The organism is Maribacter sp., from assembly GCF_016744255.1.
GTDB lineage: Bacteria > Bacteroidota > Bacteroidia > Flavobacteriales > Flavobacteriaceae > Maribacter_B.
This window is the reverse complement of the sequence record NZ_JADGES010000029.1, coordinates 15,651-34,814: the sequence shown is the minus strand read 5'-3', so window position 1 is coordinate 34,814 and position 19,164 is coordinate 15,651. Positions and strand designations below refer to the sequence as shown.

Below are 19,164 nucleotides of genomic sequence, written 5' to 3'. Positions count from 1 at the left end.
TGGAGGAAATCTAATGTGAATACCGATTTAGAATTCTATGAAATGCGATATGGTGGAGCTCCAGCAAGTTTTTTAAGAAAATTTAGGGCAATCTATTTAGGAGTAATATTTAACGTAATTACAATGTCGGCTGTTACATTAGCAGCAATAAAAATTGGAGGAATTATGCTTGGGTTAGAGCCTTGGCAAACAGTTATAAGTGCAGGTTTAATAACGGTTACATTTAGTGCATTAGGTGGATTTAAGGGAGTAGTTTACACCGATTTTTTACTATTTTTTGTTGCAATGGCAGGATCAATTGGAGCGGCATACTTCTTAGTAAATATGCCTGAAGTAGGAGGTATTAAAGCGCTAATGGCAAATGAGAATGTTAGTGGTAAACTATCTATTTTGCCAGACTTTAGTAATAAAAAAGCAGTTATTACCTTATTTATAATTCCTCTTGCAGTGCAATGGTGGAGCTCTTGGTACCCAGGAGCAGAACCAGGTGGTGGTGGTTATATAGCCCAACGAATGTTAGCGGCAAAGAATGAAAACCATGCTATTGGAGCTACTTTTTTCTTTAATATTATGCATTACGCTTTGCGTCCTTGGCCATGGATTATAGTAGCGTTAGCTTCTTTGGTAGTGTTTCCAGATATTGCTAGTATACATGAAGCATTTCCGAATATTGCTCAAGATAAACTGGGGCACGATTTAGCGTATTCTGCTATGCTTACAAAGCTTCCTAGTGGACTTCTAGGATTGGTTTTAGCGTCTTTGATTGCAGCATATATGAGTACTATTTCTACTCAATTAAATTGGGGATCGTCATATATAGTGTTTGATTTTTATAAGCAACAAATTAACCCAAATGCTTCTGAGAAAAGACTAGTTGCTGTGGGTAGATTCTCTACCGTTATTCTAATGATTTTTAGTGCAGGACTGGCTTTGCTTCTGCAGAATGCTTTACAACTTTTTGAAGTATTGTTAACCTTTGGAGCGGGTACTGGACTTATCTTTATATTACGTTGGTTCTGGTGGCGTATAAATGCGTGGAGTGAAATTACAGCTATGTTTGCCTCGGGTATAATTTCTATTGTATTAAAGTTAACCCCTGTGGGCGATTTCTTTTTTGCAACAGAAACTGGTATTTTCCCCGATTGGATGGAATATCCTTTTGTGGTAGTGGTAACTTCTATAATATGGTTGGCTGCTACTTTTATGACACAGCCAGAATCTCCTGAAGTATTACAAAGTTTCTATAAAAAAATACAACCTGGAGGACCGGGATGGAATAGCGTAGTTCAAGAAGCTGCTAAGAATAATATTTCTATTATAGATGTTGATCAAAAGTGGAGTGTACCTAAAGGAATATCTGCAATGTTACTCGGATGTGTCCTTATATACACATGTATGTTCGCTACGGGTTATTGGATTTATGGTAAGACTACATTAGCTCTTGTTTTAACAGGTGTAGCAGTGGTTTCGGGATTACTATTAGCAAAAATATGGAATGCATTAAAGGATGATATTTTGTAACTATATGTAATATGAAAAATCGGATCCTTTCTGTAGATATTTTTAGAGGGCTTACCATTGCATTAATGATTTTAGTAAATACACCGGGTAGTTGGTCTAATATTTATGCTCCCTTTCTACATGTAAAATGGCATGGGTACACCCCTACAGATTTGGTTTTTCCTTTTTTCCTTTTTATTGTCGGCACGTCTATTGTCTTTGCTTATAAGAATAGAACTATTGATGCTAAGGTTTATAAAAAAATTACAATAAGGGCACTTAAACTAATAGGGCTAGGGTTATTCTTAGGAGCTTTTACAATTAGTTTTCCGTTTTTTAAGGACTTTCCCGAAATAAGATTCCCAGGGGTTTTACAAAGAATAGGAGTTGTATTTTTCTTTGCGGCCGTTTTGTATTTAAACACAAACTGGAAAACATTAATCCTAATCTCTATTAGTTTATTAATTGGGTACTGGCTTTTAATGAATTTTATTCCTGTTAATGGAGTGGCTTCTACTTTGGAAAGAGCGCCAAATAATCTAGCAAATTTTTTAGATGTAAAAGTCTTTGGTACACATAATTATAAACCCGATTATGATCCAGAAGGATTATTAAGTACCATACCATCTATAGTAAGTTCTTTATTAGGGATTTTTACTGGCTTAATATTAACCTCTAAGCAAGAAAAAAAAGCTACTCTCCTTATAGGAATAGGAGGAAGTATGCTAATTATAGGTTCCTTATGGGATATATTTTTTCCAATAAATAAGGCCTTGTGGACTAGTAGTTTTGTTTTGGTTACAGCCGGATGGGCTAATTTAGTTTTGGCGCTTATTTATTATGTAACAGATATAAAAGGAATAAAATTTGGGAGCATATTTAGATATACAGGAGCCAATGCTATAACGGTTTATTTTTTATCTAGCTTTATTAGTAAAATATTAGGATCTATAATGGTTAACGAGACTACTTCTGTTCACGGATGGTTGTATCAAAAGATATTTGTAAGAGATGTTATTTCTTTAGAAACATCCTCTTTATTGTATGCTTTAACAGTAGTTGGGTTTTATATGTCTTTGGCTTATGTCTTATACAAAAAGAAAATATTTATAAAAGTGTAATTAGTTAGCTATTATCTATTTGCCATCAATTTAGAAACATATTTACCAATAACATCAAACTCAAGATTAACAATGGAGTCTACTTTATAAGTACCAAAACGTGTGTTTTCATACGTGTAAGGGATAATAGCAACGCTAAAGGTATTTTTGCTAGAATTGACTACCGTTAAGCTTGTTCCATCAATAGTTATGGAGCCTTTTTCAATAGTGGGGTTGTTTAGAGTAGCATCATATTCAAAAGAAAAAACCCAACTACCATCTTTCTCGAGGATAGAAGTGCAGGTTCCTGTTTGGTCTACATGTCCTTGTACTATATGCCCATCTAGCCTAGAACCCAAAATCATAGCGCGTTCTAAGTTTACCTTTTCTCCAATTTTAAGCGTATCTAAACTAGTTTTTTCTAAAGTTTCTGCAATAGCGGTAACGGTATACTCTTGGTTTTTAGTAGCAACGATGGTTAAACAAACTCCATTATGAGCAACACTTTGGTCTATTTTAAGTTCAGAAGTGATATTAGAAGTAATAGTAATATGTAAATTACTTCCTTCTGTTGTTAAATTTGTTACCTCTCCTAATGTTTCAATTATTCCTGTAAACATGTATCGTTTTATTTAAGTAGTTTTGTACTTGTATATTTTGTTTACAAAGGTAAAAATATAATGCAGGAAAAAGGAAAAATAAGAGTAGGTATATCTATTGGAGATTTAAATGGTATTGGGTGCGAAGTTGTATTAAAAACTTTTGAAGATTCTAGGATGATGGATTTTTGTACTCCTATTGTTTTTGCATCAAATAAAACGATATCACAGCAAAAAAATCACCTTAATATTACTATTAATTATAATGGTGTGCCAGATGCCTCTAAAGCTATAGACGGTAGATTTAATGTGGTTAACGTTTGGAAAGAAACCCCAAGGCTCCAATTTGGAGAAGCAACAGAAGAAGGAGGTAAATACGCTATAAAATCATTACAAAAAGCGGTAGAAGCTCTAAAAAGAGGTGAGATAGATGTTTTGGTTACGGCACCTATAAACAAAAACAACATACAAACAGAAGAATTTAATTTTCCTGGACATACAGATTTTTTGGCGAAAGAACTAAATGGCCAAAGCTTAATGTTTATGGTGACCGAAGATTTAAAAGTTGGCCTATTAACGGATCATGTTGCTGTAAAAGATGTATCTAAAGCTATTACTACTAAATTGATACAGGAAAAGATTGCGATTATAGAAAGTTCTTTAAAAGTAGATTTTGGTATTAGTAAGCCAAAAATTGCAATGTTGGGTATTAATCCACATAGTGGCGATAATGGGTTAATAGGTAAAGAGGATGACGTTATTTTAAAACCAGTAATAAGAGATTTAGTAGATAAAGGGCATTTAGTATACGGTCCCTATGCTGCAGATAGTTTTTTTGGTTCAGACGGGTATAAAAAGTTCGATGCTATTTTAGCAGCATATCATGATCAAGGATTGATACCCTTTAAGACATTGTCTTTTGGAAACGGAGTAAATTATACTGCCGGATTAGACAAAGTAAGAACCTCTCCAGATCACGGGACGGCATATGAAATAGCAGGAAAAGGCAAAGCAGATCATAGTTCTTTTAAAGAAGCAGTCTTTACAGCATTGCATATTTTTAAGCACAGAGAAGAGTATAAAAAGCTTACAGAAAACGTTTTGAAAAAGCAAAAAGTAGGTAGATAATAAGTATAGTATTAGAACACAAGGATTTATTAATTAAATTTAATGCTTAAATATTGACTTTTATTAAAAAAACAGTATCTTTGCACCCGCCTTTTATTGGGCGCGCGTTCTAAAAATAAGTGTTGCACATGATGAAGCAAAAGGAGTTTATTATTCCTTTCTCAGGGTTGAAGCAAGGAAAACACGAATATAAGTTCGTAATAAGTAACAAGTTCTTTGAATCTTTTGAATACGATGAATTTAACAGCGCAAATGTTGATTTGCATGTTATTCTGAATAAAACGAGCACCATGATGGAGCTCGATTTTTCTGCATCTGGAGTTATAAACGTTAATTGCGATACTACAAATGAACCATATAATCAATCTGTAAATTCTGATTTACGATTATTGGTGAAATTTGGAGAGGAGTTTAATAATGAAGACGATGAGATTTTGATTTTGCCTCACGGTGATTATGAAATGAACATTGCACAATACGTTTATGAAATGCTCGTTCTTGCTGTACCTCAAAAAAGAGTACACCCAGGAATTGTAGATGGAACATTGAAATCGGATGCATTAGATAAATTAGAAGAGCTTCAACCAAAGGAAGTAAAAGACAGTAACGAAGAAAACGATCCCAGATGGGATGAATTAAAAAAACTATTAACGGGTAAATAAGTACAAATGGCACATCCTAAAAGAAAAATTTCCAAAACAAGGAGAGACAAAAGAAGAACACATTATAAAGCTGTAGCTCCTACTTTGGCAACAGATTCAACAACTGGTGAAATGCATTTGTATCACAGAGCACACTGGCACGAAGGTAAATTATACTACAGAGGTCAAATCTTAGTAGATAAAAGTGTTGAAGCTGAGGCTTAATCAATAAAATTTATATTAAAAACTCCTGCTATGTTTAGCAGGAGTTTTTTTTGCCCTTATGTTAAAGTTTTTATTCTTTTTCTTAGAGAAATACAGAAAACGTATTTGGTTTTCCTATTTTTGCTTAAAATTCAAAAACTAGCTTTTTTTGACTAAAAAGTCGTTAAAAATCACTATTTTTCGAAGATTTTGGTGCATTTTTGAAGTTTTTTACACAAAAGCAATTAATAAATGAATAAACTTACTGCGGCAATTACAGCTGTTGGGGGCTATGTCCCTAAATTTATTTTGACCAACAAAATGTTGGAAGAAATTGTGGATACCAATGACGAGTGGATTACCACTAGAACAGGTATTAAAGAAAGAAGAGTTCTTAAGGAAGAAGAAGGAGAAGGAACTTCTTTTCTGGCAATTAAAGCAGCAGAGGACTTAATAGCAAAGAAAAACATAAATCCAGAAGAGATAGATCTGGTTATTGTTGCAACTGCAACACCAGATAACATGGTAGCTTCCACAGCGGCTTTTGTTGCTTCGGAAATTGGAGCTAAGGACGCATTTGCGTACGACCTTCTAGCAGCATGTTCTAGCTTTCTTTTTGGAATGTCTACCGCAGCTAGTTATATAGAGTCGGGTAGGTATAAAAAAGTATTACTTATAGGTGCAGATAAAATGTCGTCTATATTAGATTATGAAGATAGAACCACTTGTATTATCTTCGGAGATGGTGCAGGAGCTGTACTTTTTGAACCCAATTCAGAAGGATTAGGATTACAAGATGAGTATTTAAGGGCAGATGGATCCGGGAGAAAGTTTTTAGGAATGGAAGGCGGTGGATCTTTAATGCCCGCAACTGTAGAGTCTGTAACTAATAAAAAGCATTATATTTTTCAAGAAGGCCGTGCGGTCTTTAAGTTTGCTGTATCTAATATGGCAGGTGCAGCAGCAGAAATTATGGAAAGGAATAGCCTAAGCCATGAAGACGTAGATTGGTTAGTGCCGCACCAAGCTAATAAAAGGATAATAGACGCTACCTCTAACAGAATGGGGTTAGATGGCGATAAAGTAATGATGAACATTCAGAAATATGGTAATACTACCTCTGGAACATTACCTTTGTTATTGTTCGATTATGAAAAGCAATTAAAAAAAGGAGATAACCTTGTATTTGCAGCCTTTGGAGGCGGTTTTACATGGGGTTCCATTTACCTAAAATGGGCATATTAATTAAATACAACCAACTTAACATATTTTTACTATGGATATAAAAGAAATTCAAAGCCTAATTAAGTTTGTGGCTAAATCTGGAGCTAGTGAAGTAAAATTAGAAACGGATGATTTAAAAATAACAATTAGGACAGGAGCATTAAATACAGGTCCAGAGACAACATATGTACAACAAATTCCTGTAGCGCAACAAGCAGTAGCCCCTTTAGCAGTAGAGACACCAGGAGCTCCAGCAGCCGCAGAAGCAACAGCTGCAGAGGATGATTCTAAATTTATTACTGTAAAATCGCCAATAATAGGTACTTTTTATAGAAAACCATCACCAGATAAGCCATCTTTCGTTGAGGTTGGTACTACCATAGGCGAAGGAGATGTACTTTGTGTTATAGAAGCAATGAAATTGTTTAACGATATTGAGTCCGAAGTTTCAGGAAAAATAGTAAAAATATTAGTAGATGATTCTTCCCCAGTGGAGTTTGATCAACCACTATTTTTAGTAGATCCATCTTAATAATTTTAAGTAGTAAATATTAGTTTTTAGTATCTAATTAGAATTAATAGTTAAAATTTAAAAAGATGTTTAAAAAAATACTTATTGCCAATAGAGGAGAAATAGCACTACGTGTTATTAGAACCTGTAAAGAAATGGGGATAAAAACAGTTGCAGTCTATTCTAAGGCAGATGAAGAAAGTTTGCATGTAAGATTTGCAGATGAAGCTGTTTGTATAGGACCAGCTGCTAGTAGCGAATCTTATTTAAAAATCCCTAATATAATTGCAGCTGCAGAAATTACCAATGCAGATGCTATTCACCCAGGATACGGATTTTTATCAGAAAACTCTAAGTTTTCTAAGATATGTGCAGAGCACGATATTAAATTTATCGGCGCCTCTGGGGAGCATATTGACCGTATGGGAGATAAAGCTAGTGCCAAGCAGACGATGAAAGAAGCTGGTGTACCTACAGTACCTGGTTCCGATGGATTATTGAAAGATGTAGATGAAGCTTTGGTGATTGCTAAAAAAATGGGCTATCCTGTAATGATTAAAGCAACTGCCGGTGGTGGTGGAAAAGGAATGCGTGCCGTTTGGAAAGAAGAAGATATGATTCCTCTTTACGAGAGCGCAGTGCAAGAGGCAAGTGCTGCTTTTGGGAATGGCGCTATGTACATGGAAAAGCTTATTGAGGAACCAAGACACATAGAAATTCAGATTGTTGGTGACCAATACGGAAAAGCTTGTCACTTATCAGAAAGAGATTGTTCTATACAAAGAAGGCATCAAAAATTAACGGAAGAAACACCATCTCCGTTTATGACAGACAAGCTTAGAGATAGTATGGGTAAAGCTGCGGTAAAAGCGGCAGAGTTTATAAAGTATGAAGGTGCTGGTACCATAGAATTTTTGGTAGACAAGCATAGAAAGTTCTATTTTATGGAAATGAATACTCGTATTCAAGTAGAACACCCTATTACAGAACAAGTAATAGATTACGATTTAATAAGAGAGCAAATTTTAGTTGCTGGGGGTGTACCAATTTCTGGTAAAAACTATTTACCAAAACTACACTCTATTGAATGTAGAATTAATGCAGAAGATCCTTATCATGGGTTTAGACCGTCTCCAGGGAAGATAACAACCTTACATATTCCTGGTGGTCATGGTGTACGTATGGATACCCACGTATATAGTGGTTATGTTATACCATCTAACTATGATTCTATGATTGCTAAATTAATTACTACTGCACAAACACGTGAAGAAGCAATTAATAAGATGAAAAGGGCATTAGATGAGTTTGTAATCGAAGGGGTAAAAACAACGATTCCATTTCACAGACAATTAATGGATCATCCAGATTATTTAGCGGGTAACTATACCACAAAATTTATGGAAGATTTTGAAATGAAACCTTTAGAGAATTAATAAAAAGCCCCAATGTAAATTGGGGCTTTTTTTATGCTATAATTTGTTTTCAAAAAACCCTGTTTTCAGGGGGTGTTATTTACTGCTTTCGGCCTGTTTACTATTGGTCTTATAGTATACTTTTGTATAAAGTAAATTAACTTGTTCTAAACCTACGAACTATTAAACCCACTGGTGGGAATAAAAGAGTAGAAGAAGAATACAATTTATAGTAAAAAATAGTGTTAAATACTACAAAATATCCCAACGAGTATGAGTAAAAGAGTTCTTGTATATTTCAGTTTGTTTCTATGTATTTCTTTATGCACAAGTTGTTTTGAAATATTAGAGGAAATTAAGCTTAACAAAGATGGTAGCGGAACCATTATGGTTACCTTAAACATGAGCAAGAGTAAGACTAAGCTAGCCTCTTTAATGTTATTAGACAGTATTAACGGGTATAAAATTCCATCAGAAGACGAGATAGATGAATCTTTCAAAGATGTTTTATATCATTTAGAGAATACAGCAGGGATATCTAATATTAAAAAAACGAAAGATTTTGATAATTATGTTTTTACTATTTCTTGCGATTTTAAAAATGTAGATAATGTAAATGCTATTTTTAAGGATTTAATTAAGGAGCAGAACAAAAATAATTACACCAACTTTACAACTACCAATTTATCATATAATATCTCTACAAATGTTTTTAAGAGACATTTTAAGTACGATGATACCATAAAAAAATCTTTTAATAGTCTAAAAACAGAAGACCGCAAGGTTTTCGATGATGCCAGCTATACCTGTATTTATAGGTTTGAGGATAAAGTAAAAAGTATTTCTAATGCAGATGCTAAAATAGCTCCCAATAAAGGAGCTGTGTTTTTAAAAGTGGATGCATTATCTCTTATCCTTGGAGATAAGAACGTTGAAAATAATATTGAATTAACCAAATAATATCTTTTAAATGAAAAAGTTTGTAATAGCAGTTTCTGCTTTTTGTATCACTGTCTCGCTTACTGCGCAAGACTTAATATCTAAAATACCATCTACGGCATCTGCTGTAGTTTCTATAAAAGGAAAAAATGTTTTGGAATTAATGAGTTTAGATGAATTTTCTAATTCTAAGTTCGGAGCTTTTTTAGAAAAGGAATTGGTAGATGAGACTAAAGGGAAGATAGAGACTTTAGAAGATTTTGGATTAGATTACGATAGTAGCTTCTATTATTTTTTTGAAATGAAAGACGGGGTGTATACCAATTGTTTTCTTATTCCTTTAAACAATTCAAAAGGCTTTTTAAGCACTCTAAGGAATAGTGAAATTAAAAAGACGGTAACGGAAGGAAACCTATCTTATTTTCAAAACTATAGTGGCGACACAGTAACCATGTGGAATGAAAATGTTCTAATGCTTGTTATGGCTACAGATAAAAAGATAGAAGAAGAATCTTATAATTACTATGACAATTATCAAAATGAAACGGTTGTAAAAGAGGCTGTTGAAATAGTCGAGGAAGTTTCAGAATCTTCAGAAGAAGTAGAGGAAGTAGAGGAAACTGTTGTAGAAGATTATTACAGTAGTGATGCTTATAAAAAAGAGCAGGAAGAAAGAGAAAAGAAACGTTTAGAAAGACAAGAAAAACGGGAAGCAAGAGAAAAAGAATTTTCAAAAGAGATTTTAGAAAATGCTAAGAAAATAATGGCTGGTACGTATGCAACAAAAAGTATTCTTACGAACGCTAATTATCTTAAAAGTATCCGAAAAGGAAAAGAAGAAGCTAGTGTTTGGGTTAACGACTTTGCTAGAATCTATGAGCAAGCTATACCTAGTTATATGTTAGGAGGCGATTTTAACCCATATCGCTTTATGAATATAGATAAGTTATATGGAGGTCTTTCTGTTCTCGCTACCTTAGATTTTAATGAAGACCATGCGATTATAAAGACAGAATACTCCATGAATGACGAAATGGCAGATGTATATAGACCTATGTATAATGGGAAAATTAATAAGAATTTTGCAAAGTATCTTAATGAAGATAATATGCTAGCGTATATGTCTTTAAACCTAAGTACAGAAGGAGTGCTTACAGCATACCCTAGTTTGGCAACTAGTTTGTTCGATACCGGTTCTGGAGAAACCATAGGAGAATCCGTAGCCTTAGGAGCAAAAGTTTTTTCGATGCTAATAGACGAAGAAGAAACCGCTAAAATATTTAGAGGCGATATGTTTTTAGCTCTTACAAATTTAACAGAGAAGCAAGTAACATATACAGATTATGAGTACGATGCTGATTATAACTATAAAGAAGTAGAAAAAACTAAGACGGAAACAATTCCTGGTTTTATGTTCATGTTCACGTCAGAAGAACAAGAAATTTTTAATAGATTGGTTAAAATAGGGATTAAAGAGAACCAATTAGAGGCTAAGAATGGTGTTTATGAGTTAATAGATTTACCAAGCTCTACTCCTTTTAGCATGTATGTTATGTATAAAGATAATACCGTGTTTTTCGGTAGTTCTTTAAAAGATATGGCTGCTATAAAAAATGGGACATTCGTAGCAAAATTATCTAGGGAACATAAAAAGAATATTACTAAAAATGCATCTAGCGTATATGTAAATGGAAAGAAGATTATTTCAGAAATTCCTGTAGAGTCTTTTCCAAGAGAAATAAGAAATAAAATAGATTTTTTAACCTCTAATACAGAAGATATTAAATTTAATTTCCAGAAAATTAAAGGGAATACTATGAAAGGGGAACTTATCTGGGAAACACCTTCAGAAGGACATAAAAATAGTTTTGTTTATTTCATTAATATGATAGATGCTTTGATGGATAAATAAGGATGAAAAAAGCACTTAAAACAATTTTACTACTAAGTATAGTTTCAATATTCGGTTATTGGGGCTATACTTGGTATAATAATACTGCCTCTTTATTAGGTATTATTCATAAAGATGCAGATAGTGCTATTAAAATATCGATACACGATATTAAAAAAACACTGCTGCTAGACGCGGTTACTTCTCCAACCTATTATTATAGCAACGTATCTTTTAAGCAAAAGAAGACCTCAAAAGACACCATAGACAAAAAAGGAGTAGATTTTTTGCCATACAACCTTGTACTATTTACCGTTCCTAAAATAGAGAACACATACTTCTCAGTACTACCCATTAAAGACACTAATGCGTTTAATAATCAATTAGAGGATTATGTTAGCTCTAAAGAATTAACACTACATACTGATACGGAGAACAACACCTATTGGCTAGAGAATAAAAAACAACATTGGGTTTGCGCATGGGATGCAGAAAAATTAATACTCTCTTTTGGTTTGGAAAACTCTTATTCAAAAAGTAAAAATATTTTTTTAGATGTTTTAAAGCACAATAGAGTAATTAAGTCTAAAAACAATAATTGGATTACTTCCCTTTCTAAAACCAAAGGCCATATAACATATCTAACTAAAAAAAGTAAAATAGAACTCGAATTTAAAGATGGAGAAGCTGTTTTAGGTGGAATTATAAAAACAGATGAAATTAGAGCTTACCCAGAGAAAGTAACTTATGCAAAAATTCCAGAAGCATCTGTAGATTTTTATTGGGATGGTAATTTTAAGAATAAAAAAAATAGAGAGCAATTTGTAACGTCATGGAAAAGCAATTCTTTCCTCAGAAAAATGAATTTAGACTTGCCACAGATGGTAGAATTAACCAATGGGTTTTTCTATATGGGTATAAACGGAACAACCAAGCAAACAGATACTATTGTAACATATACTTATGATGACAATTTTAATAAGGTAGAACAAAAGACACACCAGGAAAAGGAAGTGCCAAATATGATTGTTAATCTTGGAAAAGAAAAACAGAGCATAAAAACCTACTTATCTCAGCAAAATTTAATCACCCAAAACCAAGTTTTTACAGGAGTTCCTTTGTATCAATTTTATGTAGAAGAAGATACTATACATACTATTTTTAAAACAGGGGAGTTAAAAACACCTTTGGAACAAGTTACGAGTACTAACTTTATGAACTTGTCTATAAACTTTAGTAAAGCAAAAGAAGATTTTCAAATTCCGCAATTAAACTCCTATTTTAATTTACTACAAGAGCTACAACTATCTGTAAAGCAATCTACGGACAAAGAATTGCTATTAGAAGGAAATATTCAAGGTAAAATAGAAGATATTAATTTGCTTTCCCAATTGTTTTTTGGTCTTGATAAAGACTAAGATACAAACTATTTGGTCTGTTTAAAACAGGACTTTAGGTTCTATGCTTTTAGAAAGTGTTTTTATAAGATTTAAACATGTAATTAAACGGAAGCTGCTCATATAACTACTAATTTATAGAAAAGGAGAATAAACTAGCGGGTTGGTTCTGCAGAAACATGTAGATTTTTATTTCTAAAGATTATTTAAGCAATTGTAATTACTTTAGTAGTATGAATCTTAGTTATTGGGAATATAAAACGTGGTTATCTAATATAGATTTTACGGTAGTTGGTAGCGGAATTGTAGGCTTAAATTGTGCTTTGTCTTTAAGGGAAAAATATCCGTATGCGCGTATTTTAGTTTTAGAAAAGGGAATGTTGCCGCAAGGAGCAAGTACTAAAAATGCTGGTTTTGCTTGTTTTGGTAGCCTCTCCGAAATACTATCCGATTTAAAAACACACACTCCAGAAGAAATTGTAGCTCTAGTTCAAAAAAGATTGGATGGTATTAAAGCTTTAAGAGAAAATTTGGGAGATTCCCAAATAGGGTATCAACAATTAGGAGGGCATGAGTTGTTTTTAGAAAAAGACACAGAATTATATGAAACATCTGTCTCTAAAATTGCGGAGATAAATCAATTATTACTTCCTGTTTTTAAGGAGAATGCTTTTGTATTAAGTAATAATAGTTTTAATTTTTCGGATATTAAAGAAAGGTATATTACCCATAAATTTGAAGGACAAATAGATACGGGTAATATGATGCAATCCTTGTTGCAAAAAGCATTACAAAGTAATATCTCTATCTTAAATGGAATCACGGTAGAGGAATTTGCGGAGAATAAGGAGTGTGTGGAAATAAAAACGAATAGATTTCAATTTAGGACCAAACAGCTTTTTATTGCAACCAATGGTTTTGCCGCAAGTTTAATAGATGAAAAAGTAAAGCCCGCCAGAGCACAGGTAGTAATTACCAAGCCCATAAAGAATTTGCATGTTCAAGGTACTTTTCATTTAGAAGAAGGGTATTACTATTTTAGAAATATAGAGGATAGGATATTATTGGGCGGTGGAAGAAATTTAGATTTAAAGGGAGAAGAAACTACAGAGCTTGGAAATACAGCTATAATCCAAGAAAAATTAGAAACCCTTTTACAAGAAACTATACTACCAGGAGTTCCTTTTGAAATGGAACAAAGGTGGAGTGGTATTATGGGTGTTGGGGCAGTAAAAAAACCCATTATAAAAGCCCTGTCTAATCGTATTTATTGCGGAGTTAGATTGGGAGGTATGGGTATTGCTATAGGTAGCTTTGTAGGGAAAGAGCTAGCAGAAATGTATTTAAAATCTTAAGGCGTAGTCTTTAAATTAATTACTATATTAATACATTCCTAAAATGGGAATGCTAGGAATCTTTTTATGCTTTTAAATTAAGGCATAATGCTTTAGAGGAATGCATATATTGTAATACGGATGAAAAAAGCAATAAGACATGTTGGTTTAAAAATAACTCTCCTATTAGGGACAATTTTTCTGGTAGTAGGGTGCTCTTCCTCTAAAGCGAAATATAGAAGAGCATATGCTAAAGTTTGGAAAGAATTAATTCAATCCCAGGCATGGAAAGAATCCCTTGCGATGAATGAAGAAAGTGAAGCTATAAATAATGGACATAACAATGCAGGTGAGATATTAATTTTAAATCAGCCTGGGTCATTTAAGACGATAGAAAGTCCTTGGTTTTTGGATAGATATGGGTCTTTAGTATCTAGAGCCTATTTTAAAATTATTGCAGAGGCTGAAAATGCCGACAAAAGATTACAGCAAGATCATGAGTATTGGACCGAAAAGAATAAAGCATCGAAAACGAAAGACAAGGAATTAAAAAAGAGGCTAGATGTTGTAAATAGAAAATACGAAGCACATAATAATATGCTTTTGGGACTAAAATCATGGAATATCTTTAGTGAAGATAGGTCTGGAGATTTAGATTATTTTAAAGCAGAGAATGAAGAGGCAATTTATAAAATGTATTTACAAGGTCTAGAGGAGAAAAAGATGATAAATTATCTAGTTTTTCAATTAGCAAATTTATATCATTTTGAAGATTAATCGCAGGGAAATAGCCTATTTGGGTTTAAATAATAAGAGAAATTCCTATTTAATGCCTCGTACTCTGGGGTCGATGTCATTTATTACCTTATAACAGAATTACAGTATAATTTTATGCCTAAAACTACTTTAAAAGAAGATACATTTCAATTTTGTAAGGATTATATTAAGGAACGTTTTAATCGAATTCATAATCAAATCCAAGAAATACAAACAGCCTTAACCACAGAGACAAAAAGCAGTGCTGGCGATAAGCATGAAACTGGTAGAGCAATGTTACAGTTAGAAAGAGAAAAATTAGGTCAACAATTATCCGAAGCAGAAAAAGTAGCACAGTTGTTAAGTAAGATTGATATCTCAGCAGGATCTAATCATATTGGCCCTGGAACTTTGGTTAAAACCGATGGGTTCCATTATTTTATTGCCATTTCAGCAGGAGAATATGTAAACAAGGATACAAATGTATATTGTATATCTGCAGCAACACCTATCGGAAAAATACTAAAGGGAAAATCTGTTGGAGACATTGTTACTTTTAATGGTAACAAAATAGTTGTAAAAGAGATTCTTTAAATTATGCTCTAAAAGAAGAATCTCTAATAATAAGACTCGTTTTAATACTTATAGTCTTAATAGTAATCTCATCATTTGGGTTTTCAATTTCCTTAATTAAATACTTAACTGCCGTTTTCCCTATTTTATGACCAGGTTGGTCAACTGTTGTAAGAGCTGGTTGAATAATAGTGGAGTTCATAGAGTTACTGAACCCAACTACAGCAATTTCTTCGGGAATTTTTATTTTAAACCTATTAAGTGCTTTAATTGCGCCAATAGCCGCATTGTCGGTAATAGCAAAAATAGCATCTGGTCTATTTTTCATGCTTATTAAGATGTTTGCAAGTCTTTGGCCGTTAGTTAAAGAAATATTTTCAGTACTAAGAATTATTTTTTCATCGATTGGTAAATCGTGCTCTTTCAACGCTTTTAAATAGCCAGTAAACCTTTTTTCAGAATTAAAAGAATTTTCCGTTTCTTTAATAATAGCGATCCTTTTTTTACCAATATTTATTAAGTGTTCTACGGCATTAAATGCAGCCTCTTCGTCGTCAACTATTACTTGTGTACAAGGTATTTTATCAGATACTTTATCGAACATCACAAGCGGAACCCGATTTAATATTTGGAGGATATCTGTAACACTTGTAGTTTTTCTTGCTAAAGCAAGTAATACGCCATCGACACCAAATTGGGTCATGGTTTGTAACATTTCCGTTTGTTTTATTTCATTGTTTTTAGACTCTGAAATGATTACTCTATATCCTAACTCTTCTGCTTTTTCAAGAATTCCTTTTAAAATAGTAGAAGTAAAATAATGTGCAATATTGGGAACAATAACCCCAATGATATTGGTTTTTCTGGAACGGAAACCTTTTGCGAAAAGATTAGGGGAATAGTGGCGTTCTTTTGCTAGTTTTTTAACTCTTTCTATAGTAGTAGGTTTAATATCAGGATGATCATTTAAAGCACGAGATATTGTTGAAATAGATAAATCTAGTTCTCTTGCTAGTTCTTTTAAGGTAATATTTCTCTTCTTTGTCAAAATATGAGCGGTATTTGGGGTGTATCAAATATAAGTTTTTCCTTTTATTTATTTTGCAAACGTTTGCGGTAACGTTTGCATAAAATATTAGCTTAATATCATATTTATGAATGTCATATTCGTATAATTTTATCAAATAATTAACAATAACTCAAAAAACTCAATTAATTAAAAGATAGTATTATGAGAAAATTAATTTTTGCGATAATCTGTGTTTTTGGAATTACGTCTGCCATAGCGCAAACAGAAATTCAGGGGCACGTAAAGGATATTTCTGGTCTTCCTATTATTGGAGCCAATATTTTAATTACTGGTACTACAACAGGAACAGTGACCGATTTTGATGGGAACTTTATTCTAGAAGCAGATGTAGAAGGAGTACAAACACTACAAGTATCTTATTTAGGTTTTTCTAAAGAGGAACAGGAAGTACAACTGTCAGGGACTCCAATGAAAGTAGAATTTATTCTTAAAGAAGGAGGAGAACAATTAGATGAGATAGTACTTACAGGGTCTAGTACATTTAGATCTCAGAAACAAGCACCTTTATCTATTACATCTGTTAAACAAGCAGAGATAGTAAAGTTGTCTGCCAATAGTCAGGCAGATATTTTAAGAAGTGTACCAGGTATTACTGCTGAAGGTGGTGGTGGTGAAACTGCAAGTAACATTTTTGTTAGGGGTCTTCCTTCTGGGGGGCAGTATGTGTTTAATCCTTTACAATATGATGGGATGCCTTTAATGAGTACATTTGGTTTAAACTCTTCAGCACATGATGTTTATGCTAGACCAGATATTGGATTTAAAGGAGTAGAATTTGTTCGTGGTGGTTCTGCAGTTTTGTACGGAGCTGGTTCTGTAGCAGGGATTATTAACTATACTAGTAAAACAGGAGATACAAACCCTGGAAATACTATAAATGTTGAGGTTGCAGATAAAGGAAGAATTAAGACTGAATTTTATACTGGGGGTAGGCTTGGTGGTGAAGAATCTAATACTTTTTATGCCTTAACTGGTTTTGTACGTTATGATGAAGGACCTATTGAAACAGGGTTACCAACAAAAGGAATTCAATTAAGAGGTAATATTAAAAAAGTATTTGATAGAGGTTCTTTTACAATTCATGGTCAGTTTATTAATGATAATGCACAATTCTATTTACCATTACCATTGCAAGGTGGTTCTAGAGATAGAATAAATGGAAATGATGGAGAGCCTGTAGAACAATTATTAACAGGGGAATTAGCAAATACTTCTTTTAATACACCCGGAGGTGTTTATAATAGTCCGATAGCAGATGGAGTTTCTACTAAAGGGGGATATTTATTAGGAGAATTTAAATATGAAATTGCAGACGATTTAAGATTTAAGTCTAAAATAAAATATGCAAATTATAAACATAATTTCGCGCTATATATAGGTGGAAATGGGGATAACGGGAACCCTATTACTTTAGATAATTATGTAGAAAGTTTAGATGGTGGGAACCAAGGGTATCAGGCTACATACCAGAGTGGTGATCCTAACCAACAGATTAGTGGTTCTGATCTAGTAGTAGATAATTTACACGTAGATCGTTTACGTCCAATGACAGATTACTCTGGAGAGGCGTCTTTAATAAAAACAATTGAAGTTGCTAATGGCGGTAGTCATAACATTACAATAGGTACTTTTTTGGCTCGTACAGAAGCGGAAGATGTAAATTATCAATTTAGAGCATTAACAGAATTCAATAATAGCCCTCGCTTAGTTAATCTTAATTATACAAATGCAACAGGAGAGAATGTAATATATTCTCAAGGAGGCTTATATAACCGTATCGGGATGACATCAAATAACTTCTTATCTCAAAACAGAACAGCACTTTACCTTACGGATGAGATGATTTTTGACAGATGGCGTTTTGATGTTGGTTTTAGATGGGAAAAAACGGACGGAAAGTATGCTAAAGGAGGTGTAAAATCAGAGACAGTATACACAGATGCAGATATAACTACTGCTTTGAGTGATGTACAATCAGCAGATGGGAGTTTCTTAAGATCTACAGTAAAGGCTTCTTCATGGGCAGTTTCATTAGCAGGGTTATATGAGCTTACTGATGCTACAAACTTGTATGCTAACTTTTCTAAGGGATATTTCTTTCCACAAATAAGAGGATTCTCTCCAGTTCCTGGGATTAGCGAAAACCCTTATGATGCTGAAAATATTATCCAGTTTGAGGCTGGTGCAAAATTTGGAATTGAAAAATTATCGGGGTCATTGGCTGGGTATTATGTTAGCTTAAAAGATAGAATTAAAATTAGTCAAGCTATTGTTGGAGGTCAATTAGTAGATGAAACAAGATCTACACAGAATACCGCTACAGTTGGTGTTGAAGCAACTTGGGATTATAAGTTTGCAGAGAATTTTAGTTTAAGAGGTACAGCAACATATCAAGATCATGAAATTACTAAAAACACTGATGAAGATTTAGTCGGTGGTGGTTCAACTTCTGCCAATGAAGGTAACGAGTTAGCAAGGCAACCTAATTTCTTAGGAAGTTTAGGTATGTATTTTGACAATAAAATGTTCGATGCTAGTTTTTCTGCCAGTCATACAGGAGAAAAATTTTCATCAGATGCAAATACATTAGAGTTAGATGCTATTACTATTGCTCGTTTAGGAGTAGGGTACACTTTTAGTATGGGAGAAAATTATGAGTCATTACGATTAGGAGTTTCTGTTTTTAATTTGTTCGATAGTAACGGTATAACTGAAGGTAACCCAAGAGCAGGTGCTGCAGGAGCAACAGAAGGAGAATTTTTCTTCGGAAGACCAATTCTTCCAAGAAGGTTTTTTGCAACAGCTACGTTTAATTTTTAAGAGAATTTAGTTTAAATAGTAACACGCATTGGCGGTGATTTA

The 19,164-nt window shown here is 33.3% G+C and carries 17 protein-coding genes; 15 read left to right on the top strand and 2 right to left on the bottom strand.

All coding sequences use genetic code 11. The annotated features are described in order from the left end of the window. The coding region (locus tag QZZ51_RS07075; RefSeq protein WP_291867863.1) for a sodium:solute symporter family protein at positions 1-1,521 on the top strand (1,521 nt) is incomplete at its 5' end. Positions 1,522-1,532: 11 nt separating this feature from the next. Then, complete coding sequence (locus QZZ51_RS07070; protein ID WP_291867861.1) at positions 1,533-2,621, top strand: heparan-alpha-glucosaminide N-acetyltransferase domain-containing protein; 1,089 nt, start codon at positions 1,533-1,535, stop codon at positions 2,619-2,621. 11 nt (positions 2,622-2,632) lie between these two features. Here QZZ51_RS07070 and QZZ51_RS07065 read toward each other — a convergent pair whose 3' ends face one another. Continuing rightward, positions 2,633-3,220, bottom strand: coding sequence for a riboflavin synthase (locus tag QZZ51_RS07065; RefSeq protein WP_291867859.1), 588 nt, complete (start codon positions 3,218-3,220; stop codon positions 2,633-2,635). 60 nt (positions 3,221-3,280) lie between these two features. Between QZZ51_RS07065 and pdxA the strand changes: the two genes are divergently transcribed. The 12 genes from pdxA to QZZ51_RS07005 all read left to right on the top strand — a co-directional run bounded on the left by pdxA (position 3,281) and on the right by QZZ51_RS07005 (position 15,233). Then, entirely contained in the window at positions 3,281-4,327 is a 1,047-nt protein-coding gene (gene pdxA / locus QZZ51_RS07060; RefSeq protein WP_291867858.1) for a 4-hydroxythreonine-4-phosphate dehydrogenase PdxA, read from the top strand. A 128-nt stretch (positions 4,328-4,455) separates the two neighbouring features. Next, positions 4,456-4,989, top strand: a complete 534-nt coding sequence (locus tag QZZ51_RS07055) for a DUF177 domain-containing protein (RefSeq protein WP_291867856.1) — start codon at positions 4,456-4,458, stop codon at positions 4,987-4,989. Positions 4,990-4,995: 6 nt separating this feature from the next. Next, complete coding sequence (gene rpmF / locus QZZ51_RS07050) at positions 4,996-5,193, top strand: 50S ribosomal protein L32 (protein ID WP_291867854.1); 198 nt, start codon at positions 4,996-4,998, stop codon at positions 5,191-5,193. A 231-nt stretch (positions 5,194-5,424) separates the two neighbouring features. Further along, complete coding sequence (locus tag QZZ51_RS07045; RefSeq protein ID WP_291867852.1) at positions 5,425-6,417, top strand: beta-ketoacyl-ACP synthase III; 993 nt, start codon at positions 5,425-5,427, stop codon at positions 6,415-6,417. Positions 6,418-6,448: 31 nt separating this feature from the next. After that, entirely contained in the window at positions 6,449-6,928 is a 480-nt protein-coding gene (accB, locus tag QZZ51_RS07040; RefSeq protein ID WP_291867851.1) for an acetyl-CoA carboxylase biotin carboxyl carrier protein, read from the top strand. A 65-nt stretch (positions 6,929-6,993) separates the two neighbouring features. Further along, complete coding sequence (gene accC / locus QZZ51_RS07035; RefSeq protein WP_291867850.1) at positions 6,994-8,343, top strand: acetyl-CoA carboxylase biotin carboxylase subunit; 1,350 nt, start codon at positions 6,994-6,996, stop codon at positions 8,341-8,343. Between the two features lie 252 nt (positions 8,344-8,595). Continuing rightward, complete coding sequence (locus QZZ51_RS07030) at positions 8,596-9,282, top strand: hypothetical protein (RefSeq protein ID WP_291867848.1); 687 nt, start codon at positions 8,596-8,598, stop codon at positions 9,280-9,282. 10 nt (positions 9,283-9,292) lie between these two features. Then, a complete protein-coding gene (locus QZZ51_RS07025; RefSeq protein ID WP_291867846.1) occupies positions 9,293-11,173 on the top strand; it encodes a hypothetical protein in 1,881 nt (626 codons plus the stop codon). Positions 11,174-11,175: 2 nt separating this feature from the next. Beyond that, positions 11,176-12,570 (top strand): hypothetical protein, encoded by a 1,395-nt coding sequence (locus tag QZZ51_RS07020; protein ID WP_291867844.1) that lies wholly within the window; start codon positions 11,176-11,178, stop codon positions 12,568-12,570. Between the two features lie 212 nt (positions 12,571-12,782). Continuing rightward, complete coding sequence (locus QZZ51_RS07015) at positions 12,783-13,904, top strand: FAD-dependent oxidoreductase (protein WP_291867842.1); 1,122 nt, start codon at positions 12,783-12,785, stop codon at positions 13,902-13,904. 120 nt (positions 13,905-14,024) lie between these two features. Further along, the gene (locus tag QZZ51_RS07010; protein ID WP_291867840.1) at positions 14,025-14,660 is read left to right on the top strand and encodes a hypothetical protein; all 636 of its coding nucleotides are present in this window, start codon (positions 14,025-14,027) and stop codon (positions 14,658-14,660) included. A 114-nt stretch (positions 14,661-14,774) separates the two neighbouring features. Beyond that, on the top strand, positions 14,775-15,233 hold the full coding sequence (locus QZZ51_RS07005) for a 3-oxoacyl-ACP synthase (protein WP_291867838.1): 459 nt from the start codon (positions 14,775-14,777) through the stop codon (positions 15,231-15,233). 1 nt (position 15,234) lies between these two features. Here QZZ51_RS07005 and QZZ51_RS07000 read toward each other — a convergent pair whose 3' ends face one another. Next, a complete protein-coding gene (locus QZZ51_RS07000) occupies positions 15,235-16,260 on the bottom strand; it encodes a LacI family DNA-binding transcriptional regulator (protein WP_291867835.1) in 1,026 nt (341 codons plus the stop codon). 183 nt (positions 16,261-16,443) lie between these two features. On the opposite strand from QZZ51_RS07000, the gene QZZ51_RS06995 reads away from it, so the two are divergent. Then, the gene (locus tag QZZ51_RS06995; RefSeq protein ID WP_291867832.1) at positions 16,444-19,122 is read left to right on the top strand and encodes a TonB-dependent receptor; all 2,679 of its coding nucleotides are present in this window, start codon (positions 16,444-16,446) and stop codon (positions 19,120-19,122) included. Positions 19,123-19,164: the final 42 nt, after the last annotated feature.